This is a genomic window from Erwinia pyri (genome assembly GCF_030758455.1).
Taxonomy (GTDB): domain Bacteria; phylum Pseudomonadota; class Gammaproteobacteria; order Enterobacterales; family Enterobacteriaceae; genus Erwinia; species Erwinia pyri.
The window spans coordinates 2,287,326-2,313,412 of record NZ_CP132353.1; the positions used below are offsets into that span (position 1 = coordinate 2,287,326).

22 protein-coding genes are annotated in these 26,087 nt (G+C 52.9%); 8 read left to right on the forward strand and 14 right to left on the reverse strand.

Features of this window, described 5'->3' with window-relative positions:
* Positions 1-51 precede the first annotated feature (51 nt).
* Together rhaS and rhaR are read left to right on the forward strand one after the other, a co-directional pair.
* Complete coding sequence (gene rhaS / locus Q3V30_RS10570; RefSeq protein WP_306205401.1) at positions 52-879, forward strand: HTH-type transcriptional activator RhaS; 828 nt, start codon at positions 52-54, stop codon at positions 877-879.
* Between the two features lie 8 nt (positions 880-887).
* Positions 888-1,763 (forward strand): HTH-type transcriptional activator RhaR, encoded by an 876-nt coding sequence (rhaR, locus tag Q3V30_RS10575; RefSeq protein WP_306205403.1) that lies wholly within the window; start codon positions 888-890, stop codon positions 1,761-1,763.
* 148 nt (positions 1,764-1,911) lie between these two features.
* Here rhaR and rhaT read toward each other — a convergent pair whose 3' ends face one another.
* Positions 1,912-2,946, reverse strand: a complete 1,035-nt coding sequence (gene rhaT, locus Q3V30_RS10580) for an L-rhamnose/proton symporter RhaT (RefSeq protein WP_306205405.1) — start codon at positions 2,944-2,946, stop codon at positions 1,912-1,914.
* Positions 2,947-3,297: 351 nt separating this feature from the next.
* Between rhaT and aldA the strand changes: the two genes are divergently transcribed.
* Together aldA and Q3V30_RS10590 are read left to right on the forward strand one after the other, a co-directional pair.
* The gene (gene aldA, locus Q3V30_RS10585) at positions 3,298-4,737 is read left to right on the forward strand and encodes an aldehyde dehydrogenase (protein WP_306205407.1); all 1,440 of its coding nucleotides are present in this window, start codon (positions 3,298-3,300) and stop codon (positions 4,735-4,737) included.
* 580 nt (positions 4,738-5,317) lie between these two features.
* Positions 5,318-6,361: an acyltransferase family protein gene (locus tag Q3V30_RS10590; RefSeq protein WP_306205409.1), complete on the forward strand. Its 1,044-nt coding sequence runs from the start codon at positions 5,318-5,320 to the stop codon at positions 6,359-6,361.
* A gap of 113 nt (positions 6,362-6,474) precedes the next feature.
* Here Q3V30_RS10590 and Q3V30_RS10595 read toward each other — a convergent pair whose 3' ends face one another.
* The gene (locus Q3V30_RS10595; RefSeq protein WP_306205411.1) at positions 6,475-7,752 is read right to left on the reverse strand and encodes an MFS transporter; all 1,278 of its coding nucleotides are present in this window, start codon (positions 7,750-7,752) and stop codon (positions 6,475-6,477) included.
* Positions 7,749-9,176, reverse strand: coding sequence for a M20 family metallopeptidase (locus Q3V30_RS10600; protein WP_306205413.1), 1,428 nt, complete (start codon positions 9,174-9,176; stop codon positions 7,749-7,751). The genes Q3V30_RS10595 and Q3V30_RS10600 overlap by 4 nt, the downstream gene beginning before the upstream one ends.
* A gap of 152 nt (positions 9,177-9,328) precedes the next feature.
* Between Q3V30_RS10600 and Q3V30_RS10605 the strand changes: the two genes are divergently transcribed.
* A complete protein-coding gene (locus tag Q3V30_RS10605) occupies positions 9,329-10,252 on the forward strand; it encodes a LysR family transcriptional regulator (RefSeq protein WP_306205415.1) in 924 nt (307 codons plus the stop codon).
* Between the two features lie 110 nt (positions 10,253-10,362).
* Here the strand turns inward: Q3V30_RS10605 and Q3V30_RS10610 are convergent, their stop codons facing one another.
* The 5 genes from Q3V30_RS10610 to Q3V30_RS10630 are packed head-to-tail and all read right to left on the reverse strand — an operon-like array spanning position 10,363 to position 14,718.
* Entirely contained in the window at positions 10,363-11,205 is an 843-nt protein-coding gene (locus Q3V30_RS10610) for a PTS system mannose/fructose/sorbose family transporter subunit IID (RefSeq protein WP_306205417.1), read from the reverse strand.
* Positions 11,205-12,002, reverse strand: a complete 798-nt coding sequence (locus Q3V30_RS10615; protein ID WP_306205419.1) for a PTS mannose/fructose/sorbose/N-acetylgalactosamine transporter subunit IIC — start codon at positions 12,000-12,002, stop codon at positions 11,205-11,207. The genes Q3V30_RS10610 and Q3V30_RS10615 overlap by 1 nt, the downstream gene beginning before the upstream one ends.
* Before the next feature lie 2 nt (positions 12,003-12,004).
* A complete protein-coding gene (locus Q3V30_RS10620; protein ID WP_306205420.1) occupies positions 12,005-12,511 on the reverse strand; it encodes a PTS sugar transporter subunit IIB in 507 nt (168 codons plus the stop codon).
* Between the two features lie 9 nt (positions 12,512-12,520).
* Complete coding sequence (locus tag Q3V30_RS10625) at positions 12,521-12,949, reverse strand: PTS sugar transporter subunit IIA (protein ID WP_306205422.1); 429 nt, start codon at positions 12,947-12,949, stop codon at positions 12,521-12,523.
* A 2-nt stretch (positions 12,950-12,951) separates the two neighbouring features.
* Positions 12,952-14,718 carry a class I mannose-6-phosphate isomerase gene (locus Q3V30_RS10630; RefSeq protein ID WP_306205424.1) on the reverse strand — a complete coding sequence of 589 codons (1,767 nt, stop codon included), beginning with the start codon at positions 14,716-14,718 and terminating at the stop codon, positions 12,952-12,954.
* A 132-nt stretch (positions 14,719-14,850) separates the two neighbouring features.
* On the opposite strand from Q3V30_RS10630, the gene Q3V30_RS10635 reads away from it, so the two are divergent.
* The gene (locus tag Q3V30_RS10635) at positions 14,851-15,891 is read left to right on the forward strand and encodes a LacI family DNA-binding transcriptional regulator (RefSeq protein WP_306205426.1); all 1,041 of its coding nucleotides are present in this window, start codon (positions 14,851-14,853) and stop codon (positions 15,889-15,891) included.
* Between the two features lie 36 nt (positions 15,892-15,927).
* Here the strand turns inward: Q3V30_RS10635 and Q3V30_RS10640 are convergent, their stop codons facing one another.
* Both Q3V30_RS10640 and Q3V30_RS10645 read right to left on the reverse strand, forming a co-directional pair.
* A complete protein-coding gene (locus Q3V30_RS10640) occupies positions 15,928-17,526 on the reverse strand; it encodes an ABC transporter substrate-binding protein (RefSeq protein ID WP_428979202.1) in 1,599 nt (532 codons plus the stop codon).
* 216 nt (positions 17,527-17,742) lie between these two features.
* A complete protein-coding gene (locus tag Q3V30_RS10645; protein WP_306205429.1) occupies positions 17,743-18,171 on the reverse strand; it encodes an OsmC family protein in 429 nt (142 codons plus the stop codon).
* Between the two features lie 200 nt (positions 18,172-18,371).
* On the opposite strand from Q3V30_RS10645, the gene pepT reads away from it, so the two are divergent.
* The gene (pepT, locus tag Q3V30_RS10650) at positions 18,372-19,604 is read left to right on the forward strand and encodes a peptidase T (RefSeq protein WP_306205431.1); all 1,233 of its coding nucleotides are present in this window, start codon (positions 18,372-18,374) and stop codon (positions 19,602-19,604) included.
* 76 nt (positions 19,605-19,680) lie between these two features.
* On the opposite strand, the gene Q3V30_RS10655 is transcribed toward pepT, so the two are convergent.
* Together Q3V30_RS10655 and Q3V30_RS10660 are read right to left on the reverse strand one after the other, a co-directional pair.
* Positions 19,681-20,460, reverse strand: a complete 780-nt coding sequence (locus Q3V30_RS10655; protein ID WP_306205433.1) for a transporter substrate-binding domain-containing protein — start codon at positions 20,458-20,460, stop codon at positions 19,681-19,683.
* 21 nt (positions 20,461-20,481) lie between these two features.
* Entirely contained in the window at positions 20,482-21,651 is a 1,170-nt protein-coding gene (locus Q3V30_RS10660) for a methionine aminotransferase (protein WP_306205435.1), read from the reverse strand.
* Between the two features lie 118 nt (positions 21,652-21,769).
* Between Q3V30_RS10660 and Q3V30_RS10665 the strand changes: the two genes are divergently transcribed.
* Positions 21,770-22,621 carry a LysR substrate-binding domain-containing protein gene (locus tag Q3V30_RS10665; protein WP_306205437.1) on the forward strand — a complete coding sequence of 284 codons (852 nt, stop codon included), beginning with the start codon at positions 21,770-21,772 and terminating at the stop codon, positions 22,619-22,621.
* Here the strand turns inward: Q3V30_RS10665 and Q3V30_RS10670 are convergent.
* Both Q3V30_RS10670 and Q3V30_RS10675 read right to left on the reverse strand, forming a co-directional pair.
* Positions 22,618-24,279: a methyl-accepting chemotaxis protein gene (locus Q3V30_RS10670; RefSeq protein ID WP_306205439.1), complete on the reverse strand. Its 1,662-nt coding sequence runs from the start codon at positions 24,277-24,279 to the stop codon at positions 22,618-22,620. The two genes, Q3V30_RS10665 and Q3V30_RS10670, sit on opposite strands and share 4 nt — an antisense overlap.
* Positions 24,280-24,496: 217 nt before the next feature.
* Entirely contained in the window at positions 24,497-26,029 is a 1,533-nt protein-coding gene (locus Q3V30_RS10675) for a carboxylesterase/lipase family protein (protein WP_306213187.1), read from the reverse strand.
* Between the last annotated feature and the right edge of the window lie 58 nt (positions 26,030-26,087).

The following is a 26,087-nucleotide window of genomic DNA, read 5'->3' on the forward strand; positions in this document are numbered from 1 at the left end:
ACCTCATCCGGCAGTAGACTCCGTCGACACCTGGCAATGAGGAGAGAGATCATGACCGTTTTACACAGTTTCGATTTTTTCCCCAGCGGCGGAAGGCCGATAGCCATTGAGCCTCGCGCGCCTCAGGGGGCTTTCCCGGAACATCACCATGAAGATTTTCATGAAATTGTGATTGTTGAACAGGGAGCAGGCGTTCATATCTTTAATGGTGAGCCAAGGCCGCTTTGTGGCGGATGCGTCTGCTTTGTCCGCGATCATGATCGCCATATGTATGAGAATACCGAGGGGCTGATCCTGACTAATGTGCTCTATCGGGGGCCGGAGGCCTTTCGGTTTGTCACCGGTTTTCAGCATCTGCTGCCACAGGAGCGTGAAGGCAGTTACTCTTCTCACTGGCGCGTGGGCAGTAAAGTGCTGTGGCAGGCCAAAAAGCTGATTGATGAGATTCAGCTTCCTGCCGACAGCGCCTGCCTTGAAAGCCAGGCAGAACAGGAAATGCGCTTTATGCAGCTGCTGGTGCTGCTGCGCCGTGGATGCAGCGAGCTGCCTGCAGACGATCAGGATGGGCGGATGCGTGGGTTACTGAACTGGCTTTCGGAACATTTCAATGAAGAAATCGACTGGGAAGCGCTGGCAACCCGGTTTTCATTGTCCCTTCGTACGCTACACCGCCAGTTGAAACAGCAAACCGGGAGCACGCCGCAACGTTATCTCAACCGGTTACGCCTGCTACAGGCGCGCCATCTGCTGCGACACAGCGAGATGCGCATAACCGATATCGCTTTCCAGTGCGGTTTTGGTGACAGCAATCACTTTTCCACACTCTTTAAGCGTGAGTTTGGCACCTCCCCGCGTACCATCAGGCAAAATGACCTGTGAGGTGAATCGTGACTGTAACCGCCCCCCTGCGCCTGGCGAAAGCCGACTATTTTCCGTCTGAACTGATGCCGGTAGCGGTGGCTGACCGCGCGCCGCAACTCTGTTTTCCTCCCCATGTTCATGAGTTCAGTGAGCTGGTGATTGTCTGGCGCGGTAACGGACTTCATGTGATGAATGATAAGCCCTGGCTGATTACCTGTGGCGATCTCTTCTATCTGCGCCCCGATGATTGCCACAGCTTTGAATCGGTAAATGAGCTGATCCTGGATAACATCATTTTTTGCCCCGAGCGTTTCAGTCTGGGTCTGAACTGGAACCACTTTCTGCCTGGCAATCAGGGAACAAAATGGCGGCTTACCACCAGGGGGATGGCGCTGGCGCGAAGCGTGATCCAGCAGCTGAGGCTGGAGAGTCGTAAAAACGATCAGCTCTCTCGGCAGCTCACCGAAACGCTGTTTCTTCAGCTTGTATTGACGTTACAACGTCACCGATATTCATCCGAAAGCGTGAACCAGCTTCCAGAGGGGGAGCAGCTGGATCTGTTGATGTCAGCTATTCAGGGGCAGATCGCCACGAGTTTTGATCTGACCGCATTTTGTCATCAGCACCGGCTCTCTGAGCGAGCGTTGAAGCAGCTTTTCAGACAGCAAACCGGCATGACGCCAGGCCATTACATCCGTCAGCTGCAATTGTGCCAGGCTAAATATTTGCTACGCAGCAGCCATCTTCTTATCAGTGAAGTTGCCGCCAGATGCGGCTTCGATGACAGTAACTATTTCTCGGTAGTGTTTACCCGGGACACGGGGCTGACACCCAGTGCTTTCCGGCTGCAGTTTGAACCGGCTAATCTACGCAGGCTGCAGGTTGTGCGCGACGGCGAGTAATACTTCAGCTGCAATCCCTACTCTACTTAAACCACTCCGGTCCCGACCCCGCAGGCATGCTCTCAGCCAGAAGAAACGGGTAACGAAAAAAGCACCACGTAGTGTGGTGCTTCTCTTCAGAGCGTTTTCAGCCTGACGGAAATTCTTGTCAGGACATCATGCCCATGCCAACGATATTCGCCGCAATGATAATCACAAAGCAGCCGCCACAGAGCACGCTGACCGGTCGCCGACCTACGTTTTTCCACTCTTTTAATACCAGACCGACCAGCCCGCCACACAGCACATAGAAGCTCATATGCAGCATCCAGCTGATGAAGTCATACTGTGCCGGAATGCGCGCGTGCCCCCATGCGTAGAAGAAAAACTGCAGATACCACATCGTGCCTCCAAGCACAGAGAGCAACACGTTACTGATCAGCAGCGACTTCGCAACGGAGAAGTCGGTTTTAACCGAGAGGGTGGATTTGGTCGCCAGGCGGATAAAGCAGAAGCCCAGGTTGATTACCGCTCCTCCGCCCATGATCACCACATAGCTGGGTAATGCCGTGTAGAGCGGATCAATACCCAGCGCGGCAGCTGCCTCATGCATTGGCTTCGCCGCATTCATCGCAAACGACATTCCGGCAGAGAAGATGCCGCACATCACCGCCAGTATTAATCCCTTTTTCAGATTGAACTCTTCTGCGGTAATGCCCATGGCGCGCTCTTTGAGCAAGCCTGCACGGGAAACAATGGCTACCCCTGCCAGCGCAACCAGGACGCCGAGAAGCGTTAACCTGCCACCTGTAGAGCTGAACAGTTCAACAAATCGTCCCTGCAGCAGAGGGGTCATTAACGTTCCCACAACCAGGGTGATGCCGATAGCGATACCAATCCCCATCGACATGCCCAGATAGCGCATAGTCAGTCCGTAGTTGATGTTCCCTACGCCCCACATGGCGCCAAAGAGAAACACGGGCAACAGCTGAGAAAGCGTAAAGCTACTGTAATACCCCCAGAAGTTTGGCAGCAATACTGCACTGACCGCCCAGGGGAGGATGATCCACGATGCGATACCGCCCACCGACCACATAGTTTCCCATGACCAGTTTCGCACTTTTTTAAACGGAGCATAGAAGCAGGCGGCGCTTGCCGCGCCCACCAGATGCCACAGGATGCCTGAAAGGATTGCCTGACTCATTCTTATATTCCTTCGTAGGAGGGTGAGGTTCCCGGTAGAGGCAGTCTACGAAGGAATGAACCGGCGCCACCTTAGGCTGGCTGCCCCGGCAGCGGCAAATCTGGCAAAATAATGCACCTCACACCCTTCGCGATCACAATTTCCGCTTGTGATAAAAGTGAGCTTTGCGCTCTCTCTCATGCTTCCCTTCCCTCATTTCAGACCCGGATCCCTGCGTTCTTCTCATTTCTGCCATCTCCCCCCACTGCGTTGGCAGTCACAGAAAGGACATTCTGCCACGGCTGCGGCACTCTTTTATAGTGCAACATTTCATTAACCTAACCATAAAAAAGTGTTTACGGAGAAGCTACTATGACGCCACGCCAACATCGTTTTTATATCAATGGTCAGTTTGTTGAAAACCGCAGCGGCCGCTGGATTGAGGTGATCAACCCCGCCACAGAGCAGACGCTTTCTCAGATCCCGGAAGGCAGCTGTGAAGATGCCGACCGGGCTGTGGAGGCGGCACAAGCGGCGCAACCCGCATGGGAAGCGCTACCGGCCGCAGAGCGTGGTGCATGGTTGCGCAGAATCTCGGCGGGCATTCGCCAGCGAGAAGCGGAAATCACCGCCACAATCGTTGCTGAAGGAGGAAAGACCCAACAGCTGGCAAAAACGGAAGTTCTGTTTACTGCGGATTATCTTGATTACATGGCGGAATGGGCGCGGCGTTACGAGGGGGAAATCCTGCAGAGCGACCGCGTTAACGAAACCATCATGGTGTTTAAAAAAGCGATCGGTGTCACCGTCGGTATTCTCCCGTGGAATTTCCCCTTTTTCCTGATTGCACGCAAAGCGGCGCCAGCATTAATTACTGGCAACACTATTGTGATCAAACCCAGTGAATTAACGCCGAATAATGCGATCCTTTTCGCAGAAATTGTTGATGAAATCGGTTTACCGCCAGGCGTTTTTAACCTGGTAACGGGTTACGGCCCTGAAGTGGGACAGGCGCTGACAGCTAATCCTGGAGTCGGTCTGGTCAGTCTTACAGGAAGCGTAAATGCTGGTATTGCCACCCTTAAGGCTGCGGCGCCTAATATCACTAAAGTTTCTCTGGAGTTGGGCGGCAAAGCGCCTGCCATAGTAATGAATGACGCGGATTTAGATCTGGCGGTAAAAGCTATTGTAAGTTCGCGAATGATTAATACCGGGCAGGTCTGTAACTGTGCAGAGCGGCTCTATGTTCAGCGGGAGGTCTGTGATGAAGTGGTCGCCCGGCTGATAACCGCATTTGAGCAGGTAACCAGTGGCGATCCGGCGCTGAAAACGGATATTGATATGGGGCCGCTGATCTCCGCCGATGCCCTGGCTCGCCTCGAACAGAAGGTTGCGCTGGCGGTTAAACAGGGAGCCAGCATCGAGACTGGCGGTAAGCGTCTGGGCGATCGCGGATTCTTTTTTGCCCCAACGCTGCTGACCAACGTAAATCAGGATATGGCTATTGTGCAGGAGGAAACCTTTGGCCCTGTGCTGCCGGTGATCCCCTTTGCCACGCTTGATGAAGCGATCGCGCTGGCGAATGACAGTGAATATGGCCTCACTTCATCGCTGTTCACTCGCGATCTGAACACCACGATGAAAGCGCTGAGAGAGCTTAAGTTTGGTGAAACCTATGTTAACCGGGAGAATTTTGAAGCGATGCAAGGTTTCCATGCTGGCTGGCGCAAGTCGGGAATTGGCGGGGCTGACGGGCGCCACGGGCTGGAAGAGTATTTGCAAACCCACGTTGCTTATTTGCAATCTCATTAATTCTGATTCTCTTTCCAGTAATAATGCAGCCGGCCTTTTTTTGCCGGCTGAAACCGGCTATAACCGCCATGCCGCGGACATTCAGCCCTCTAATGCCGCTCTCCAGGAATAAGTCGATAGTTTATTATTGCTTATCAATATTGATTTACGGTTGTGAAAGCTTTCTGCTTTGCACGCCTGACTAATCATTCTCCCGGGTAAAAAAACCAGTTCTGAGGCTAACTTGCGAATAATAATGGGGTTAAGACGTAATGCACAGAAATGACTTATTAGCGCCATTAAATACTTTGTTCTCTTAACCAAAATTAATTAAAGCAACAGGTACAGGAAATTCTGAAACTTTGTAATGTTGCATTTTACATATGGTAATAAATGAATCACCCGGGTTAATGTATTACCTCACACAGAGCACGATTGTGCTAATGTGTCGAAAGAAAGACGCACACAGCAACCTTATTACAAAGAGGCCTTAAACAGGCCCAATAATTAAATTCTTATAAAAACATTATCAGATGGATATGCTCCCTCCCCCTCACCGCCTGCGGTGAGGGGTTTACTACACAGCACCGGGGTCATTTACATGAAAAATAATTTACTCGCCTCTACATGGCTGCAGGCTGTCGCCTGTCTGCTGATTGTTATCAGTAATGCCGAAAGCTTTGTTACTCAATTAAATCCGGTCAGAATTTCAGTATTGGGCGGCTACGGATCTTCACTGGGCCAGCTCGGCGTTTTTCTTTTTTTTATGACCAGCGGCTATCTGGCGGCCAGCCTTCACTGGAATGACTTTGGTGAAGGGAAAGTCATGGCATTTATTAAAGGCAGGCTGGTGAAAATAGTACCCGTCTATTATTTATTTACTTTGATAACGATCGTGTTTTGGGTTATTCATCCAGCCTGGTTTCCTTCAACGAAAGTGGAGCCTTCAGATAATCTGCTCTCCCTGATTTTCATTCCTTCGGTCTATATCAAAGAGCTGGATGCGTTAACGCCAGTGATCTCCGCAGGCTGGATATTCTGCTATCAGATGTTGTTTTATATGATTTTCTCCGCAGGCTTACTCCTTACGCGCCGTTCGGGCCTGACATTTATTTTCCTCAGCATCATTGTGCTGGCTGCTGCCAGTATCACGCTGCAGAGTGAAAATTTATGGGTTCAGTTTTATACCAATCCCGTTATGCTCTACTTTCTCAGCGGCGTTCTCTGCTTTGCGCTGCAGCCACGGCTTTCCACCCCCTGGTACCACACCGGCTATTCTTTACTGGTGGTAAGTTTTCTGGCGATCGTATCCATACTCTTTATGCACGGAATTGCGCAACTGAGCGTTCTGACCTTCAGCTTCTTTATTCTGACCTTCTTTAGCTTCCGTTTTGTCAGCGACTCTCCCGCCAGCAGAGTATTAACCGCAGTGGGATTAGCTTCTTATTCAATCTTTGTCAGTCATCGCCTGTTAATGGGGGCGCTGGAAAAAATAGTGCATGCCCTGCTTCCTGCTGAAAATGGTCAGGTAACGCTCTCTCTGGCGCTGCTGCTGTTGGTTATCACCTCTCTCACTCTGGGATACCTGATCTACTGGCTGATTGAACGGCGCGCTTCAATGATCCTTCGGGTTAAAGCTGGTTAGAACAATCAACAAAAAAAGCCCCTTTGCTCGCGCTAAGGGGCTTAATGGATTGATGATGCTTCACTGAATGAAGCCGTCGCATTAAAACATCGTGACATTCACCCTGCAGTAAATCAGTTTTGCAATCTGAACTGGCTTTTGAATAGTGCCCAGCCGCTGACCAGAGCTAACGCCATCAGGTAGTAGCTCGGTGCCAGACTGCTACCGGTGAAAGCGATCAACAGAGTACAGATTAACGGAGCGAACCCGCCAAATACGGTCACGGCTACGTTGTAACTGATAGCCATTCCGCTGGCGCGGGTGCTCACCGGAAAGAGATCGGCCATCATGGAAGGCACGGTAGAAAAATAGACCGATTTAAGCAGTGCCATCCACCCTACCAGCAGCAGCAGCATCCCGGACGTCGGGTGGTTCACCACCAGCAGGAATGCCGGATAGATAGTCAGGATCAGTAATCCCAGCGATGTCCACATTAGCGGCCTGCGGCCTATTTTCTCCGCCCATAATCCCATCACTGGCGTCACCACTGTCAGAATGACGCCCGCCAGTAATGTCGCACTGAAAGCTGCCGTTCCCGAAAGATGGAGGTTTTTTGTCGCATAGGTAGGGACATAGTTCAGCATATAGTTGATGCCGGTGGAGATCACCATCAGACCAATCGCCAGCAGCATCAGGCTTTTTTGCTGGCCCGCCAGCAGCCTGAGCGGTGAATGGGATTTTTCCTGTGCGATGAAGCTGGCTGGCTCGTGCACATGGCGACGGATATAGAGGCCAACCGGGCCGATCAGCAGGCCAAATGCAAACGGAATGCGCCAGCCCCACTCCTGAATTTGCGTCTCACTGAGCCAGTGCGTCAGCCCCAGCCCGAAAGCAGACGCCAGCAGCGTGCTTGCCCCCTGCGTCGCAAATTGCCAGCTGGCAATAAAGGCGCGACGATGAGGGAAATGCTCAACCAAAAAAGCAGTAGAGCTGCCAAACTCACCGCCCGCAGAGAACCCCTGGATCAGACGAGCCAGCAGGATCAAGATGGGAGCAACCAGTCCGATGGTGCCATAGGAAGGCATCACCACGATAATAAAGCCGCCGATCATCATCAGCGTGATCGAGAGCATCAGCGCCTTTTTCCGCCCCACGCGGTCAGCATAGGCACCCAGTACGATGGCGCCTAACGGTCTGATTAAAAATGAGACGCCAAAGCTGCCGAAGGTCAGCAACATGGAGACAGCAGGATCCTGGGTAGGGAAAAAAGCGTGCGCAATATAGGTGGCAAAAAAGCCGTAAACGGCAATATCGAACCACTCCAGCGCATTGCCCACGCAGGTAGCAAACAGCGTTTTATAAAGATTTGGCGCAGCTGTCGCCTGTGTCTGTGCAGAAGTTAACGTGCTCATTGCTGCTCCTTCTGCTGCTGGTAAAGCTGATGGCTGGCTATGAGCCGCCCGCCCTTTTCACCCAGTTCCCAGAACAGCTGGGTCATCATCTGTAGCCCTTCACGAGCGACAGATTTAAGCATGTGCTCATCAACCGCATGCTGACCACAGGCTGGATAGGAGTGCGGCACCCATAGAGTGGGCAGCCCGAGAGTATGCGCAAAGACATCATTGGGCAGCGAGCCGCCCAGATTGGGCAGCAGCGCCGGTTTTTTACCGCTGGTGGCCGCCATCGCTGTAAGAGCCCACTCTACCAGGGGATCGCAGGGATCGAGCCGTGTAGCAGGCGAGCCGCGCAGAACCTCAATTTCAACCTGCTGAAATCCGTGGCTGTCGAGATGCTGCCGCAGATGCTGCGCGATGTTTTCCCAGTCTGTCTCCACCACAAAGCGCAGTTGGCAGACAGCCGTGGCTTTGCCTGGGATAGCGTTCATCGGGCGGGCAGGATTCCCGGTTAAAAACGACAGCACTTCCAGCGTGTTCCAGCCATATAAACGTTCCGTCGGCGTTAAGCCAGCCTCGCCCCACTCTGTATCAATTTGCGGGCCGTCGCTGCTCTCCTCAACGGTAATGTCGCTGAGGATCTGACGAACCTGGTCAGAGATAGCTGGCGGCTTCAGGGCTGCCACCTGTAGCTGACCATGCTGATTAACCAGGCAGGCGACCGCACTGGCGAGCTGCGTGCCGGGATTACTCAGTAATCCTCCCCAGTTTCCGGAATGGTAATCGCGATCGCGGGCATGGATGCTCAGCCTGACGTTAACGGCACCGCGCGAGCCTAAAAACAGGGTGGGACGTTCAGCATTAAGACGCGGGCCATCAGAAGCGATAAAAATATCGGCGCTGAGCAGGGCCTGGTTCTCTTCACAGATTTGTGCCAGCCCTGGCGAACTGATCTCTTCGCCCATCTCAAACAGGAATTTGCAGTTGAAGCCCAACGATCCGCCGCGTACGGCAAAAATTTGTTCCAGCGCAGCGATATTCACCGAGTGCTGACCTTTGTTATCGGCGCTTCCCCGCCCATACCAGCGATCGCCCTCTTCACTCAGTTGCCAGGGATCCAGCCCGTCGCGCCAGTTTTCATCATCGCCAAAAACCACATCGCCGTGCCCATAACAAAGCAGCGTGGGCAGCGCTGCCTCTTCGATGCGCGTCGCCAGCAAAAAGGGCCGCGCCTCTGCTTTGGGGTTGGCAAGTTCGGTAAGCGTGAAGCCCATGGCACGCATTGCCGGAGAAATTTCTTCAGCCAGATAGCGCTGTAGTTCCTTATCGCGATCGTCCCGCTGGCTTTCCGAGCGGATAGCTACGCGCCGCGCCAGCACTTTTTTGAATTCCCCGCTGTCAAAATAGCTGGTTGCCTGCGCCACTGCCTGTTGTGCTGTCATAACCCTGCCTGTTCTGTTTGCTGTTTTGTTATGCAACCCATCTAAGCTAAAATCGCGCCTTGCCACAATTATCAAAATATCAAACAAGCCTTGCTTTCAGAGCAAAGCAAAATTGCACCTTCAGGCAGCATGCACCAGAAAGAGGCAACATCATGCAGAGTGCAGAGATCCGCTATTTTCTGGCGGTAGCGAATACCGGTTCGTTAAGCGCCGCCAGCCAGCAGCTCTATGTCGCGGTCTCGGCTCTCAGCCGCCAGATCCAGCGGCTTGAGAATGAGCTGGGTGCGCCTTTATTCGATCGTCACGCCAGGGGAATGGTGCTGAACGATGCCGGGAAAATTTTTGAAAACCACGTTCGCCGTACTCTTCTGGACCGGGAGCACGCGCTGGCTGAGATCAAAGGATTAAAAGCGGTCAGGCGAACCGCTTTGCGGGTTGTCTGCACAGACGGCATGGCTTTTGGGCTGTTACCGACCCTGTTCTCGCAGTTTCGTCAGTTGAATCCGGCGGTGAGCTTTACGCTGACGGTATGCAGCGCGCTGGAGGTGGCGGAGATCCTGCGACAGGGAGAGTGCGACGTCGCCTTCCAGTTCAGCCTTCATCCGGAACGGGGCGTCGATGTGGTGGCCTCTTTTCCGGCACCGGTATTTATTGTGATGCACAGCACGCATCCGTTGGCAGAGCGCGAATTCACGCTAAGCGATTTGACGGCTTTCCCGGTTGCGCTGCCCGATCAGGGCACTACCGTGCGGCAGCTGTTCGATCTCTCCTGTCAGATGAGCGGGACCTTTATTGAACCCGCCATTACCTGCAATAATTTCAGCACGCTCTATACCTTTCTGCAGCAAAACCCGCTGGCCGTGACCATCTGTAGCCAGTTCACCGTGCTCTATCAGGCCAGAGATCACAGGCTGGCGTTGCGTTCAATGGGTATCGATCAGCTTACGCAACGTACGCTGCAGGTACAGACGGTAAATGGCCGCCAGCGCTCGGCGGCACTCAATCTGTTCCTGAGCTTTGTCAGTGAGCAGTTGCAGCAGGAAGATGCGGCATTTCGCCAGCATTACGATTACTGAAAGAGGCTATCAAGCTGGCTAAGAGATAAACCACCACGAGATAGCCAGCCAAACACCGACTATCCCGGGCAGTTGGTAGCAACTGAAGCACCATGGTAATACTGGCCGTATCAGAACGCGCCGAAGATCACGCCTGCTGCCGCCACTAACAATAAAATAAGCATCGTTTTTACCGACGAAACGTTTTTCTTAGCCATCAGATACCAGGTACCGGTAACTACCAGCAACGGCAGCAGTTTGGGAAATATTCCGTCCAGCATAGTCTGGATGGTGATATTCACCCCATCCGATGAGACAAAACTCAATGGGGTAGAGAGTGTGATATAGCTTGCTGCCAGCCCGCCCATCACAAAAATGCCCAGTAACGACATCGCTTCACGTAATCGCGTTGAGCGGGAGCTGACTAACTCTTCAATTGAGCCGGTACCAAGCCGGTAACCTTTCATAAATAAGGACCAGGAGCTAATCAGGGCAATCGAGCACCAGGCAAAGATATAAAAAATTGGCCCCAGCATGCTTCCCCCGTCAGCCAGCGCCATGCCGATGCTGAGAAGTATCGGGATCAGCATACCCGGGATCATTGAGTCGCCTATCCCGGCAATGGGGCCCATCAATCCAACTTTTAAGGTATTGATGACTTCTCCATCAACCGGATCGCCATTGGCTCTTTTCTCTTCCAGCCCCACCACCAGACCATTAATAATGGCCCCAATCTGCGGCTCCGTATTATAGAAAGAGGTATGCCGTTTGAGTGCTTCTCTGTGCAGCGCCTCTTCCGGATAAAGCTTTTTTAATACCGGCATCATACTCAGGCAAAAACCAAAGGACTCGAAGCGTTCAAAACTCATAGAGGAAAGGTTGTACATAATCCAGCAGCGCCAGCAAGAGAAGAGATCTCTTTTTGTCAACGCAACCGTTTTTTTCGGGGTTAGGTTGGTCTGGTTTAGACTCATCAGAATTCATCCTCACTGTTATCTACCTTACTGGCGGACGGAACAGCTGTCGGTTCCTGTTTATAATTAAAATGGATCAGCGAAAATAGCGCCCCGACTATGACCAGAGCTACCATATTGAGTTTCATAAAAACGATGCAGACAAATCCCACTAAAAAATAGATCATCATGCCGTTACTTTTAATGATCTGTTTTAACAGAATAGCGATCCCTACGGCGGGTAACATGCCTCCTACCACTGACATTGTTTTAATAATCCATTCCGGCAATGCGTCCATCAGCCCCTGAATATATTGAGCCCCAAAATAGACTGCAATAAACGCAGGAGCAAAACGCAATAGAAAATGTACTGATTGTGGGTAGATAATACAGGTCAAAATAATCCCTCGTTCATCACCCCTGTTTACGGCTTTATCGGCCTGGTGATTCCAGTAAGAATTCAGCAGCATCATCAGATTGAATACCATCGTGCCAACAATCCCGATGGTTGCCGCAATCGCTACAGCAACCTCAGGGTTTTTGCCAGACAAAATACCCAGTGCAACAGCCGGATAGGCCACGAAATTAAGATCTGCAGGCATTGAACCGCCTGGCGTCACCATGGCTATATAAACCGCCTGCACGGAGACGCCGATCAGGATGCCGGTCTTAACATCACCGACAATCAGCCCAATAATCATTCCAGAGACAAGCGGACGGCTGAGGGTATACCAGCCGCCGGTTAAGCCCATAATCCAGGGGGTACTCAGTGCGCCCAGATAACAGAAAAGCCCGATTAATGCCGATTCAATAATCATTTTCAGCCTCCTGCCGTCAGCAGTTTTTTCTCTGCCGCTGGCCAGCTATAACTTTTGCCATCGGGTACCAGCCGAAAATCGATTTCATAACCCAGGCTTGCTAAAAAGCGGAAGGCCTTTATCTCTTGCTCCGTGACGGATTGATTAGGCCCAATTACCGTTGTGCCTTCCCTGGCACTCATCGGCCCGACATTGATGCAGTTATTGCCATTGTTCAGGCTTATTCCGGCTTCGATTAAGCGGGACAGGGTCACAGGTGATTTACTGATGATGAAATATTTTTTTTCACTGAGAATGACTTTGCTAAGTTTTTCAATGGCCGTTTCGGTAGTGAACAGCCAGACTTTGACATCTGAAACTGCCCCTTTCATCACCTGAGACAAAAAGGGATCGTTCGCTACATCATCGTCAATGGCAATAATACCTTCACAGGCATACTCTTTTGCCCAACGTGTAATTAACTGTCCATGAATGACCCGATCGTCAATGCGAATAAATGAGATAGCCATAACGTATCCTTAAAAGTCTTCAGAAGTTTGATGAATAACCGGCATAGCCTGAATAACCATTTCGGTGACCTGTTTGACCAGCTGCGTGGCCACAAAATGGGGATCGGCTTCTTCGCTATATTCTTGTGCAAGCAGTAATAAAGGCAGGTTTACGCCAGCAACGACTGCCACATTGCCTACTCTTTCAGGATGTAAAGCATGGGCACTGGCGACGTTCCAGGGCGTGCCGCTAAGCAGGTCACATAAAACTAGTACGCCATCATGATTTAGTAGCGCGTCATCTATTTTCTTGGTGATTTCAGTGCGAAAGGCCTCAATGCCGCCTTCATTGGTGAGTGAAACAGCCTTAATGCCGGTAAGTTCACCAAATATCATTTCTGCACTCTCAATAAGTGCCTGACAGAGCGGCCCGTGGGTTGCTACGATAAATTGAAGCATGGTTACCCCCTTACAAACGCTTTAATGGTGGCGAGGGTTTTGACGGTAGACTCGCCGCCAGGACGGATCTGGTAGCACGACACACCGGCAGGAATAATGAAGGTTTCAGCGTAGTGAACGATAAAAGGCTCAAAGGCTCCGGTCGGGCTTTCAACCACAGCTTCCTCTCCTTCAATCAGGTTAAGCACATTAACGGTGCTCCCGGTGTTATGCATTACGGGTTTACTGAACCAGTGCCTGCGAGTTTCAATAAATTCACGTTCATGCAGGCCTGTGCGCTCTTCTTTCCAGCCTTCTCCTTCTGCCAGGAGTTCAACCTGGTTAATCAGGTTCTGCTCCACCCAGCGTCTCTCCCTGTCCCACTGAATGGCTTCCTCTCCATGCTCTATATGCACCGGCCGCGGCAGGCCATCTAACCCTTTGCGTCCCCAGTCCCATAGTTTGAAGGTGAAAATGTAAGGCGTGGCGCTGATCTCTAACACCAGCGAACCGCTACCTGCACAGTGAACTGTGCCCGCAGGGATCAGGAAATGATCATGCTTTTTAGCCGGAAACCGGTTGATATATTTCTCATGGTCAAAAGGCTGGCGATCGTGCTGCGCCGCCCGCAGGGCTGAGATCATCTCTTGAGGATCGATATTGTCCTTTGTCCCCAGATAGACCCTGGCGTCCTCCGCGGCATCCAGCAGATAATAGCTTTCATCCTGGGTATAGTGCATACCGAATTCCTGCTGGATATATTCGGTCAGCGGATGCACCTGCAGGCTCAGGTTCTGGCCTTCGAAGGTATCCAGAAAATCAAACCGAATGGGGAACTCGGCGCCGAAACGTGCATGCACGTTGTTACCAAGCAGGGCCTGAGGCTCCAGTAAAACCAGGTTAATTGCTGGCGTCTGAACAGTTACCGTGCCAAATTTGAGGTTCAGGCTGTTCTCTTCAGGGACGCAATCAAAACCCCAGGCATAGTTTTCTTTCTGCCGATCCAGGCGACAAACATCTTTCATCCACTGCCCGCCCCAAACGCCCTCATCAAAAAACGGCACAAGGCGAAATGGTCTGCTGGTGACTTTTTTTAACGCCGACAGATAATCAGCCATATCCACCAAAACGGGTTCAAACGGTTTACTGGTATCCAGATAAAAGTCTGACTGCGGGAGGACTTTCACTTTAAAGCGATCAAAAACACGCCACTCAATAAAATAGGCACGCTTATAGCGGCGTAATATATCTTCTGAAAAGTTGCCTGCTCCCCAGTTATCCAGTTCTCCCCGGCGAAAACGCTGCTGGATTTCCCATCGCGGCATATCTGCGTAAATCCTGATATCTCCCTGATGAATAAGTGAGGCACCTGTTCCTGCCACGATAATAAGCCCCTGTTTGATAGAGGCTATTTGATGCCTGAGAGAATTCAGCCGTTCTGGTGAAAAGAAGTCGTTAAGCTTATGCGGTGCCAGGTAACCAAAAACGCGGTCATCAGTGATAAAACGGGCCAGCATCGCATCGATATCTTTTTGATCAAGCCGGGCTTCATCGGCGAAGAGTACCCTGTCCGGATTAAGCGGCTCAATCAGTGAAGCCTCTACCTCTTTTAGCGCTACGCCGTGGTAGCTCTCAAGGGTCAGTACACAACGGACTAATCCACGGCAGGCGATCTCCGCTTTAATCTGCTCAACCAGCGCTTGCCATCCCTGCTTAGCGGATCTATTAAACGCGCTGACCTGCACAACGGGTGATTTATCATAATTTCTTCTTTCCCTGCGATATGCCATAAATGCCCCCTTCGGTTAATCGATTAACCACAACAACATACCGCTCGTGTAAAAATTTTTATCAGCGTCTCGTCACAGAACAGGTTAATGGGTTAACCTGTATGAGCTCTTAACTCCTTAAGGAACTAATTTATGGCGAAAGTGACCGTTGCCGATCTGGCAAGGGAGTGCGGTGTTTCAACGGCTACTGTCTCAATGGTCTTGTCAAACAAGGGCAGAATTTCAGCCGGAACACGTCAAAAAGTGATGACTGCAATCGAGAAACTTGGCTACGTTTATAATCAACAGGCTGCAAATTTTCGCAGCCAGACCAGTAATCAGGTTGGGTTACTTTTGCAGGACATTACTAATCCATTTTACAGCGAACTGGTGGCAGGACTGAGTCACCAGACTGAAATGAATGGGATGATGATGTTTATTGGTAACAGCGAAGAATCCATAGAAAGACAGCAGAAGTTTGTCGAAGCCATCAGCAGAAACAGCGCCTGCGGGCTGATTTTGTGTCTTGCCCGAAACACGCCAGTATCCTTTATTACGCGGCTTAAGAAGCTGAGTTTTCCTGTGGTCCTGGTAGCCAGACCTTCGCCAGGGCTGCCGTTTGACTATGTGGGAACGGATAATGTTAGCGGGGCCCGACTTGCCACCGATCATCTGATCTCGCTGGGACACAGAAATATCGCTTTTATCGGCGGACTGCCCGACTCAGTGTCCCGTATACACCGTATTGAAGGTTACAGTAGCCGTTTACTGGAAGCGGGAATCGAACCCGATGCTAACTGGATTATTTCCTGCGAATCAACCAGAGCCGCTGGGGCTAAAGCTGTGACGGCGTTACTGACCCGCTACCCACAAATAACCGCCATTGTTTTTCACCAGGATATTATCGCTCTCGGCGCGGTTCAGGGACTGCGAAGGATGGGTCGGATAATTGGCAAAGATATTTCAATCGTAGGTTTTGATGATGTGCCGGAAGCCTCGCTGATTGAACCGTCTCTGACCACTATTTCTGTGGAGGCGCATGAAATAGGTCGTGTTGCCGGAGAAATTTTGCTGACCCGGCTGGCAGATAATCAGGCGCCACCGCAAACAATCATTCTTTACCCTACTCTGATTAAGCGTGATTCCAGTGGTTGCTGCCCGATAATTCCAGCTGAAACAGCTGACCGCACCTGAGGAAAAGATAGCCCTCTTGCAAAGAGGGCCAGCCTGCTATTTGATATCCACCTGATAGAAGATGTGTTTACCAAACGGATCGATCTCGTAACCCGTTACCTCTTTCCTCACCGGTTCAAAGATCGTTGAATGCGCAATCATGACCGCAGGTGCCTGATCGTGCATGATTTGCTGCGCCTCGCGATACATATCGATGCGCTTGTTATGGTCCTGCTCCGCACGCGCCTGAGCGATCAGATTATCGAACGGCTTATAGCACCATTTCGATGAGTTCGAGCCGCCATTAGCCGAGGTGCAGCTGAAGAGAGGGCCAAAGAAATTATCAGGATCGCCGGTGGCTGTGGTCCAGCCCATCAGGGCAGCCTGATGCTCGCCGTTTTTCACCCGCTTAAGGTATTCGCCCCATTCGAAGCTGACGATATTGGCTTTAATGCCCACTTTGGCCCAGTCAGCCTGGATCATTTCGGCCATACGTCGCGCATTAGGATTATAGGGCCGCTGTACCGGCATCGCCCACAGGTCGATAGCGGTTCCCGGCTTCAGACCCGCTTCTTTCAGCAGCGTTTTCGCTTTTTCCGGATCGTAATCATAATCCTTGAGATCTTTGTCAGCGCTCCAGACGCCAGGCGGCAGCAGATTTTTCGCCACCGTGCCGGTACCCTGGAACACCGCCTGGATAATTGCCGGTTTGTTGATAGCCATGGTCAGCGCCTGGCGAACCTTGACGTTATCCAGCGGCGGCTTCTGCGTGTTAAAGGCCAGGAAGCCGGTATTCAGTCCCGCTTTTTGCATCAGCGTCAGATCTTTATTTTCTTTCATGCGGGGCAGATCGGCAGGATTTGGGAACGGCATCACCTGACACTCACCCTTTTCCAGCTTGGCATAGCGCACGGAAGCGTCAGGCGTGATGGAAAATACCAGCCGATCCAGCTTCGCTTTTCCCTGCCAGTATTGCGGGAAGGCCTTAAACAAAATACGGGAGTCTTTCTGATACTGCGCCAGCTCGAAAGGTCCGGTACCGATGGGCACCTGGTCAACTTTCTCCGGCGTACCGGCTTTAAGCATCGCATCGGCATATTCAGCAGAGAGGATGGAAGCAAAATACCAGCCTAAATCGGCCAGAAACGGCGCTTCAGCATGGGCCAGCGTGAAGCGCACCGTATTCTCATCAACTTTGGTGATATCGGTTATCAGCGAGCCAAATTCCAGACTTTCGAAATTCGCATAGGTGCCGTTGGAAACGTTGTGGTAAGGGTTTTTGGCATCTTTCTGCCGCATAAAGGAGAAAATGACGTCATCTGCGTTAAAGTCGCGCGTGGGCTTAAACGCCTTATTACTCTGGAACTTCACGCCCTTACGCAGATGGAAAGTATAGCTCTTTCCATCGGGACTGATTTCCCAGCTTTCCGCCAGGCTGGGTACCAGTTCGGTGGTGCCCACTTTGAAGTCCACCAGCCGATTATAAATAGGGACAGCGCTTGCATCCACGCTGGTACCAGAGGTGTAGAGCTGAGGATTAAAATTTTCCGGTGACCCTTCCGAACAGAACACCAAAGTTTTCGCTGCGGCCCCTGTCGCCACCGTCAGCGTTAACGCAGCAATAGCCGTCCTTAAAAATGTTTTTTTCATTTCCATCCTCGCTAGAGTGTTGCTGATTGTTTTCCTGGTCCCAACAATCTAATCGCTAACGGCAGACAGAACCAGCCTTATGCTGTTTTTTTATTCATCACTTTTGGTTATATTTCAGCGAGTTGTTACGTACGGACAGAGATAGCGGCTTGGAGGCAGGCAAGGGTAACAGAGAGATTTCCCCGCCGGGCGGCAGGGAAATGTTTATACGCCAGCTGAAGATCAGTTCAGTTTATAGTCCAGCGTAATTTCAGCGTTCATCAGCTGAGAGACCGGGCAGCCAGCTTTCGCCTGATTGATGATTTCATCAAATTTGCTGCTGTCGATGCCGGGCAGTTTGATTTCGCTCTGCAGGGCGATTTTGGTGATTTTGAACCCTTCACCCGCCTTGTCCAGCGACACATCCGCTACGGTATCGATGCTTTCAGGCACAAAGCCTGCGTTGCCTAACATCAGCGAGAGTGCCATGGAGAAACAGGCTGAGTGAGCTGCGCCAATCAGCTCTTCCGGGTTAGTGCCTGGTTTGCCTTCAAAACGGGTATTGAATCCGTAGGGTTGCTCTTTCAGCGCGCCGCTTTCGGTGCTGATGGTGCCTTTACCCTGCTTGATATCGCCTTCCCAATGCGCGTGCCCTTTCTTATGAATGGTCATCACTGTCCTCCTGTTTGTTTATCATGAACATTCAGTATAGTGGCTTCTCAGCCGTTCGCTGGCGCAACCCGATCGATCGGTTATTCACTGACCACTCACCCTCCTGCCGCACGTCATCAGAGTTCCCTCTTTGACCTGGCTCTGCCACTCTGATAATTATGATAAATCAGTACGCTTTCCCTCAGACACAGGAAGACAGGATGAACCAGGAACTGGCCAGCCAGCTCAGCACACGCTTTTACCGTTACCTTGCCGTCACCAGCCAGAGCGATGCCGCTTCTCAGGTACTGCCGAGCACGCCAGAGCAGCACGCTATGGCGAAAATGCTGGCAGATGAGCTGCGTGAGATGGGGTTACAGGATGTGGTGATTGATGAGTTCGCCACCGTAACCGCGGTTAAACCGGGCAATCGTCCTTCCGCGCCGCGTATCGGGTTTATCACCCATATCGATACCGTGGATGTCGGCCTCTCCCCCCATATTCATCCACAGACTTTGCGTTTTGAAGGTGAAGACCTCTGCCTGAATCAGCGGGAGGATATCTGGCTGCGTACCGCAGAGCATCCTGAAATCAACGCCTACCACGGGCAGGAGATTATATTCAGCGATGGCACCAGCGTGCTGGGAGCAGATAACAAGGCGGCGGTCACAGTGGTGATGACGCTGATGGAAAACCTGACGCACGAGACGCCCCATGGCGATATCGTGGTCGCTTTTGTGCCGGATGAGGAGATTGGGCTGCGCGGCGCCAAAGCGCTGGATCTGAAAACGCGCTTTGCTGTGGATTTCGCCTACACCATCGACTGCTGTGAGCTGGGCGAAGTGGTGTATGAGAATTTCAACGGGGCTTCAGCCGATATTCGTCTGACCGGAGTCACGGCGCATCCGATGTCCGGGAAAGGCGTGCTGGTTAACCCGCTGCTGATGGCGCTCGATTTTGTCAGCCACTTTGACCGGATGGAGACGCCGGAGCACACGGAATGCCGCGAAGGTTATGTCTGGTTTAATGAGATGACCGCCAACGCAAACGAGGCGCGATTAAAGGCTTCGATCCGCGATTTCGATCTGGCCTCTTTTGCGCAGCGTAAGCAGAAAATTGCCGACGTCGCCGCTAAAATCCGCGAGCAGTATCCTACGGGCAACGTTGAATTTACCGTCACCGATATCTACAGCAATATCAGCAATGCGATTGGGGAAGATCGTCGCGCAATAGAGCTGATCTTTGCGGCGCTGGAAGAGTTAGATATTACGCCAAAAGTGACGCCGATGCGGGGCGGAACGGATGGGGCTGCGCTTTCGGCAAAAGGGCTGCTGACGCCAAACTTCTTTACCGGCGCGCATAATTTCCATTCGAAATTTGAATTCCTGCCGATCCCCTCGTTTGTGAAGTCCTATCTGGTTGCAGAAAAGCTTTGTCTGCTGGCCGCAAAGTAACAGTCACAAAAATGGGCGAATAAATTCGCCCATTTTTTCATAACCCGGCTTCTCAGCACGCCGGGAAATCGCCCTCTTACTCTTTCACCGCCACATCAATGCCCGGGAAGAATTTGGCGGCCAGTTTAGTCACGGTGCCGTCTGCCTGCACTTTGGTGATAGCGGCATCCAGCGCCTCTTTCAGCTTCGCATCATCCTTACGCAGTCCAAAACCGATCCCTACGCCCAGTACCTGAGTGTCTTCCACCGGTGCGCCCGCAAAAGCAAACCCTTTACCCTGCGGTTTTTCCAGGAAGCCGGACTGGCCCGCTGCCGACATCACCAGCGTACCGTCAAGGCGGCCTGCGACCATGTCGTTATAGACCTGATTCTGATCCTGGTAAGGCGTCACCGTCACGCCCTGAGGCTCCCAGTGCTTTTTGGCAAAGGTTTCCTGGACGGAACCCTGCAGAACACCAATGTTTTTACCCTTCAGTGACTCAAGCGTTGGCTGCAAGCCGGAACCGGTTTTGCCAATCAGCTGGCTTGGAATGCGGTAGATGGGTTTGGTGAAGCCAATGCTTTTCATGCGCGCTTCGGTAATGTTCATCGCCGAGTTAATGGCATCAAATTTCCTGGCAGCCAGCGCCGGGATCAGCGCATCAAAGCTGCTCTCGACCCAGCTGCATTTGAAATTACCCACCTGGCAAATCGCTTTGCCCAGTTCGACATCAAATCCTTCCAGCTCGCCTGACGCATTGCGGCTTTCAAAAGGCGGATACTGTGACTCAAGTCCGTAGCGCAGCGTTTCCTGCGCCATGATCGACATGGATGAGAACAGCCCAACCGCGACAAACAGTGCATTCAGTTTCTTCATCAACTTCCCCTCAGGAGTATTTTAGCGAGCTTTCACCTGGCAAAGCGCGCGTGCGCCCGCCTCAAGTGTGGCTTCGTCTTTTGCGAAAGAGAGACGGATCAATTTATTGTCGGTTCCATCCGTGTAGAACGCCGAAAGCGGGATAGTTGCTACACCGTGATCAACAATCAGACGTTTTACCATTTCGCTGTCAGCTTCGTCACTGAAATCTGCATAACTGGCCAACATAAAGAACGATCCGGCGGAAGGCAGCAGGCGGAACGGAGACTCCTTCAGCAGATCCGCCAGGGTGTCGCGCTTGCGCTGATAAAATTCACCCAGGCCCAGATAGTTAGCTGGCTCGCGCAGATAGCCGGCGAAAGCGACCTGCATCGGCGTATCGGCGGAATACATCATAAACTGGTGAACCTTAACCAGCTCATCCATCAGTTCCGCCGGCGCCAGACAGTAGCCCACGCGCCAGCCGGTCACATGGAAGGTTTTGCCAAAGGAGGAGATGATAATGCTGCGCTGCGCCAGCTCAGCATGGGTAGCCATTCCCTGATGCTGCCGCCCGTCAAACAGAATATGTTCGTACACCTCGTCTGAGAGCACCACGATATTGCTATTGCGGGTAATTGCCGCCAGCTCCTCAAGATCGGCGCGTGAGAGAACCTGCGCGCTGGGGTTATGCGGCGTGTTGATAATGATCATGCGAGTGCGGGAGGTGACTGCGGCACGCACCTGATCCCAGTTAATGGCGAAGTCAGGTACCTGAAGCTTCAGCCCCACCGGCACGCCGCCCTGCAGACGCACCACCGGCGCATAGCTGTCGAAGGCGGGTTCAAAGAAGATCACCTCATCGCCCGCATGAACCAGGCCCCCAATTGCCGCATAGATCCCCTGGCTGGCGCTACCGGTTATCAACACCTCGCTTGCCGGATCGTAACGCTGGCCATAAAGAGTCTCTACTTTGCTGGCGAGCACTTCCTTCAGCGCCGCCAGACCAGTCATTGGAGCATACTGGTTGTGGCCCTGCTCCATCGCCTGGGTTACGCCGTTGATCAGCGCCACGTCACAGGGGAAATTAGGCGCTCCCTGCGACAGGTTGATGGCGTTATGCTGAGCAGAAAGCTGCCCGATAACCGAGAAGATGGTGGTGCCAACGTCCGGTAATTTTGAGCGTTGTTGTACGCTGGATTTAATGGGCATGCTCTCTCCGCTGAAGGTGAATGGCGCGATTAGCCTATTCAACGTGAGCGCCCTTGAGCCGACAAGCGAATTGTTGTCATAATAGCCATGACTTTTAAACATAGCTCAGAGGGTAACAATGTCACGGCGCACCCTTCCTCTTAATGCCATCCATGCCTTTATTGTTACTGCCCGTCACCTGAACCTGACCCGTGCAGCGGGAGAGCTCTGTATTACCCAGGGCGCGGTGAGCCGTAAAATCGCCTCGCTCGAGAGCTGGCTGGGCTTTGCCCTTTTCGATCGGCATGCCCGGGGACTGACGCTGACTGCTCAGGGCGCGACTCTGTTACCGGCGATGAAAACGGCTTTTGAGCAGATGATGCAGGCAGCGGAACAGGCCAGCAAAACGCACGGGGCGATCCGACTGAAGGCGCCTACCTGCGCCATGCGCTGGCTGGTGCCGAAGCTGGTTGCGCTGGAACAGGCTCAGCCCGATCTCCACGTTTCGCTCACCACCACTCTCGACCACAGCACCCAGCTGGATAACCATGACGCGGCCATTTTATACGGCAGCGCCCCACCCGGTAGCCGGCATCTGTTTGATGAGGCATTAACGCCGGTGATGGCTGCCAGTTTACAGGGCGATACAGTCATCACGGCAGCGGAGTTATCCCGGTTCACCTTTTTGCATCCTACTGCGGATGGCCGCGACTGGAAGCTCTGGCTGGAGCAGCAGCAGGCAGAGGTGATTATGAAGCGTAATCAGCATTTTGATACGATGGATTTAGCGATCAGTGCCGCTATTCAGGGATTTGGCGTGACGGTAGCGGATGTGACGCTGATCGAGGCGGATCTGGCAATGAAGCGGCTGATCGCCCCTTTTAAGGAGACGGTAAAAACGGGCGAGGTCTACAGCTTGATCCAGCGCCCGCCTGAAGAAGCGCCACCGCAGCTTGCCGCTTTGGTGGCGTGGCTGTGTCAGCCGGTTTAGAAAGAAACCCACTCATCCGCAGAGGCGGCGGCAGGCCTGGCAGTCAGCGGACGGGCAGCCGTTGGCGCTGAACGTACTGGCGCTTTTGCTGTGGCGGTGGTGGTTGCCGAGAGGCGGAACTTCGATACGGAGAGCGTCAGCTCCTCGGTCTGGCGCTCAAGCGAACTTGCCGCAGCGGAGACCTGCTCCACCAGCGAGGCGTTCTGCTGCGTCACGCTGTCCATTTCGGTAATGGCGGTGCCGACCTGAGAGATCCCTTTGCTTTGCTCTTCAGAGGCGGAAGCGATCTGCTTCATGATTTCCGTCACTTCCCCTACCGCTTTCAGGATCTCATCCATGGTGCTGCCCGCTTCGCCCACCAGCCGCGAGCCGTTGCTGGCGCGCGTGACAGAATCCGCTATCAGCGTCTCAATCTCTTTTGCTGCACCGGCGCTGCGCTGGGCGAGGTTACGCACTTCGCTGGCTACCACAGCAAACCCGCGCCCCTGTTCGCCAGCGCGTGCGGCTTCAACCGCAGCGTTAAGCGCCAGGATGTTGGTCTGGAAAGCAATGCTGTTAATAACGCTGGTGATCTCAGCAATCTTGTTCGAGCTGCCGGCAATCCCCTGCATCGTTGTGACCACATCGCCCACCAGCTTGCCGCCTTTGCTGGCGGTGACGGATGCTGACTGCGCCAGCTCGCTCGCCTGCCGGGCGTTGTCGGCGTTGAATTTCACGGTAGCGGTGAGCTGCTCCATGCTGGCAGCCGTTTGCTCCAGCGCCGCAGCCTGCTCTTCGGTACGTGAGGCGAGATCGTTATTGCCTGATGAAATTTCCGCAGCGCCGCGATAGATGTTGTCGGTACCGCTGCGAATGGCACTCACTGCATCCCGCAGGCTGTCCTGCATGGTGCTTAACAGCGGGACCAGCTTGCCTACGCAGTTGCGACCGATATCCTGCAGAGGATGGCTGAGGTCACCTTCCGCAATCAGACGGAAATGTTCACGCATGCCGTCCAGCGGACGCACCAGCATTTTAACCAGATAACGGTCGGTAAAGAGCAGGATAAGCAGACCAATGATCACCGCCGCCACGATGACGATTTTAGTCATATCGGTAAGGTGGTCGACGGTGACGCGGGTAGCATCGAGCTTAGCGCCCGCTGCCAGATTAAATTTGTCGACGGATGAGCCAAATTCACGGCTCAGCGGCGGCGTTACGGTGGTGGCGTGGCGTCGGAAGTTATCCATATTGCCCTGCTGAGCCAGCTGCATTTGTGGCAGTACGCCCTGTTCGAGCAGTTTCTGCCAGCTGGCAATAACGTCGCCAGAATAGCTGGCGTCCATCGGGCCGGGGGCTTCCGCCTTGAAGTCGTCGAGCAGCTTCGCCATGTTATCAAGCGCTTTTTGCACCGATGCCATATCTGCCGCCGCCGAGGCGCTGCCCGCCTGACGGGATTCTACCGCGCGGGTCAGGCGGGTAATAAAGCGGAAATATTGATCGTTCCCTTTACTCAGGGTAGTCATCTGATTGACCAGTTCACGATCGACCTCATTGCCTTTGCCGAGGGCATTCAGAGAATAGACGCTGTACATGCCTACGGCGGACCACATCAGGCAGAACAGCCCGAGGATCCAGAGCATCACGCTGCGGATGGTAAAATTTCTTAACAAGTTCATAACTACTCCGTAACGGTATTGGACCGGATAACATCGCCTTGTGGATCGGGGGCTTATCCGGAGTTATCGGCACGAAGCGCTAAACCCTGAGAAATTATTGTTTGCTATTCAGAACGTTACCACTTTGTGAATTTCACTTAACTCTTTGCTAACGTTACCGATTTTAGCAGCCCGGCAGCAGCAACTCTTTTACCTGGGAAATTATTTTGTTAAGCAATTACTCTTTTAACCGCACCATGCCCTTCATTAACAGACGAAACAGCTGCGTACGTCGCCGCATAAAGCGTTTTTCCAGCTTCACTACCGCCTGGCCCTTTTCGCCAAACCGCATCACTTTGTCTTGCCAGGGACGCCACGCAGGCCAGCTCACTTCCCCCTCCAGATCGTGGGAAAACTCACTCGCATGACGGGCGAAATTCAACCAGTATTCGCTGACCACTCTGGCAAAACGACAATCGTTTTCAGTGAAGGGTCGTACGCTGCTCTCTGCATTCAACGCATCCAGCGTCTCCAGTACATAAGGGATCTCATTGCCATGCCAGGTGCCGTTCACGTACAGGTCACGCGCATTCTCAGAGACATAGTCAAAGTAATAGCGCCAGGCGGGCATACCGTTGCGATACTGCGCCAGCGCTGCAATGTAACCCATGGTGGTGAAGGTCATATCGCGGGCCACCTGGCGGCCCAGCTCGGCATCATCATAAACGCCATCATAGAGCAGACGTATCATCTTCAGCCGGAAACCCACTCGCTGCGTTTTTCTGACCTGCTCGATGACTTTCGCCGGATCCACGCCGAAATAGCTCAGAACGCTGGCTTCGTCACTGTTGTTGCCGATCAGTAAAGGGAGTTTAAGCTGCTTAGCCCCGGTAAAAACGCTGAGCACTGGCTCCGGCAGAACGCAGTCGCCGGAGATTGCCACAGGCCCGTTAGCCAGGGAGGTATCGAGCGACCAGAAGGCTTCTGCCGGCAAGGCGCGGAGCTGTTCCGCAGTCGCCTCTTTCAGCTTGAAGTGGCTGGCCAGCCGCACGCCCTTCTCTAACGCTTTTTCACGGGGAATATCGGGTAGCGTATAGGCGCTTTGCGCAATTCCTTTGTGGAAAAGCCCGGCCGCCAGCGGAGAGGAGAAGAGAGACAAGACGCTGCGAGCGCCGGATGACTCACCCATGATAGTGACGTTGCTGCTGTCGCCGCCAAAATTGGCAATGTTACGCTGGATCCATTGCAGGGCTGCTATCTGATCAAGCAGGGCGAAATTATTGACGATCTCACCCTCGCGATACTCTTTATCCAGCGCCGGATGAGCAAAGAAACCCAGATGTCCCAGGCGGTAGTTGAAGGTCACGACCACCACACCGCGCGAGGCCAGCGGCAGCCCCCCATAGGGAGTCAGGCTGCCCGCGCCCAGGGTAAACCCCCCACCGTGGATCCAGACCATAACCGGCATCGGGCGGGCAGGTTCCAGATCGGGCGTCCAGACATTAAGATAGAGGCAATCCTCGCTGAATACGCCGGGATCGCCGCCGCCCACCGCGATACAATATTCGCGGTTTTGCCAGCTTGCGTTTCCCCAGGTTGTGGCATCACGCTCCCCTTCCCACGGTGTGACCGGTTTCGGCGGTTGCCAGCGTAGTTCACCCGTGGGCGGCGAAGCATAAGGAACGCCCCGGAAGACAAAAACACCCTCTTCGAGACTCCCGCGAAGTGGTCCCTCTGCAGTAGCAGTCCTTAATAAACGATCGTGTTTCATCATCTCATCCTGAAGTATCTGCCGATCATTATTTGCAGCAGTGAGACGAAAGTCCAAT

What these genes read in the sequence shown, in the direction of transcription:
- Q3V30_RS10660 (WP_306205435.1), bottom strand. Translation starts at nt 21,651, where the DNA reads ATGCCCATTAAATCCAGCGTACAACAACGCTCAAAATTACCGGACGTT.
- rhaT (WP_306205405.1), bottom strand. Translation starts at nt 2,946, where the DNA reads ATGAGTCAGGCAATCCTTTCAGGCATCCTGTGGCATCTGGTGGGCGCG.
- Q3V30_RS10620 (WP_306205420.1), bottom strand. Translation starts at nt 12,511, where the DNA reads ATGGCTATCTCATTTATTCGCATTGACGATCGGGTCATTCATGGACAG.
- Q3V30_RS10640 (WP_428979202.1), bottom strand. Translation starts at nt 17,526, where the DNA reads ATGGAAATGAAAAAAACATTTTTAAGGACGGCTATTGCTGCGTTAACG.
- rhaS (WP_306205401.1), top strand. Translation starts at nt 52, where the DNA reads ATGACCGTTTTACACAGTTTCGATTTTTTCCCCAGCGGCGGAAGGCCG.
- Q3V30_RS10625 (WP_306205422.1), bottom strand. Translation starts at nt 12,949, where the DNA reads ATGCTTCAATTTATCGTAGCAACCCACGGGCCGCTCTGTCAGGCACTT.
- Q3V30_RS10615 (WP_306205419.1), bottom strand. Translation starts at nt 12,002, where the DNA reads ATGATTATTGAATCGGCATTAATCGGGCTTTTCTGTTATCTGGGCGCA.
- Q3V30_RS10635 (WP_306205426.1), top strand. Translation starts at nt 14,851, where the DNA reads ATGGCGAAAGTGACCGTTGCCGATCTGGCAAGGGAGTGCGGTGTTTCA.
- Q3V30_RS10600 (WP_306205413.1), bottom strand. Translation starts at nt 9,176, where the DNA reads ATGACAGCACAACAGGCAGTGGCGCAGGCAACCAGCTATTTTGACAGC.
- Q3V30_RS10655 (WP_306205433.1), bottom strand. Translation starts at nt 20,460, where the DNA reads ATGAAGAAACTGAATGCACTGTTTGTCGCGGTTGGGCTGTTCTCATCC.
- Q3V30_RS10630 (WP_306205424.1), bottom strand. Translation starts at nt 14,718, where the DNA reads ATGGCATATCGCAGGGAAAGAAGAAATTATGATAAATCACCCGTTGTG.
- Q3V30_RS10590 (WP_306205409.1), top strand. Translation starts at nt 5,318, where the DNA reads ATGAAAAATAATTTACTCGCCTCTACATGGCTGCAGGCTGTCGCCTGT.
- Q3V30_RS10670 (WP_306205439.1), bottom strand. Translation starts at nt 24,279, where the DNA reads ATGAACTTGTTAAGAAATTTTACCATCCGCAGCGTGATGCTCTGGATC.
- Q3V30_RS10675 (WP_306213187.1), bottom strand. Translation starts at nt 26,029, where the DNA reads ATGAAACACGATCGTTTATTAAGGACTGCTACTGCAGAGGGACCACTT.
- Q3V30_RS10645 (WP_306205429.1), bottom strand. Translation starts at nt 18,171, where the DNA reads ATGACCATTCATAAGAAAGGGCACGCGCATTGGGAAGGCGATATCAAG.
- pepT (WP_306205431.1), top strand. Translation starts at nt 18,372, where the DNA reads ATGAACCAGGAACTGGCCAGCCAGCTCAGCACACGCTTTTACCGTTAC.
- Q3V30_RS10595 (WP_306205411.1), bottom strand. Translation starts at nt 7,752, where the DNA reads ATGAGCACGTTAACTTCTGCACAGACACAGGCGACAGCTGCGCCAAAT.
- Q3V30_RS10605 (WP_306205415.1), top strand. Translation starts at nt 9,329, where the DNA reads ATGCAGAGTGCAGAGATCCGCTATTTTCTGGCGGTAGCGAATACCGGT.
- Q3V30_RS10665 (WP_306205437.1), top strand. Translation starts at nt 21,770, where the DNA reads ATGTCACGGCGCACCCTTCCTCTTAATGCCATCCATGCCTTTATTGTT.
- aldA (WP_306205407.1), top strand. Translation starts at nt 3,298, where the DNA reads ATGACGCCACGCCAACATCGTTTTTATATCAATGGTCAGTTTGTTGAA.
- Q3V30_RS10610 (WP_306205417.1), bottom strand. Translation starts at nt 11,205, where the DNA reads ATGAGTCTAAACCAGACCAACCTAACCCCGAAAAAAACGGTTGCGTTG.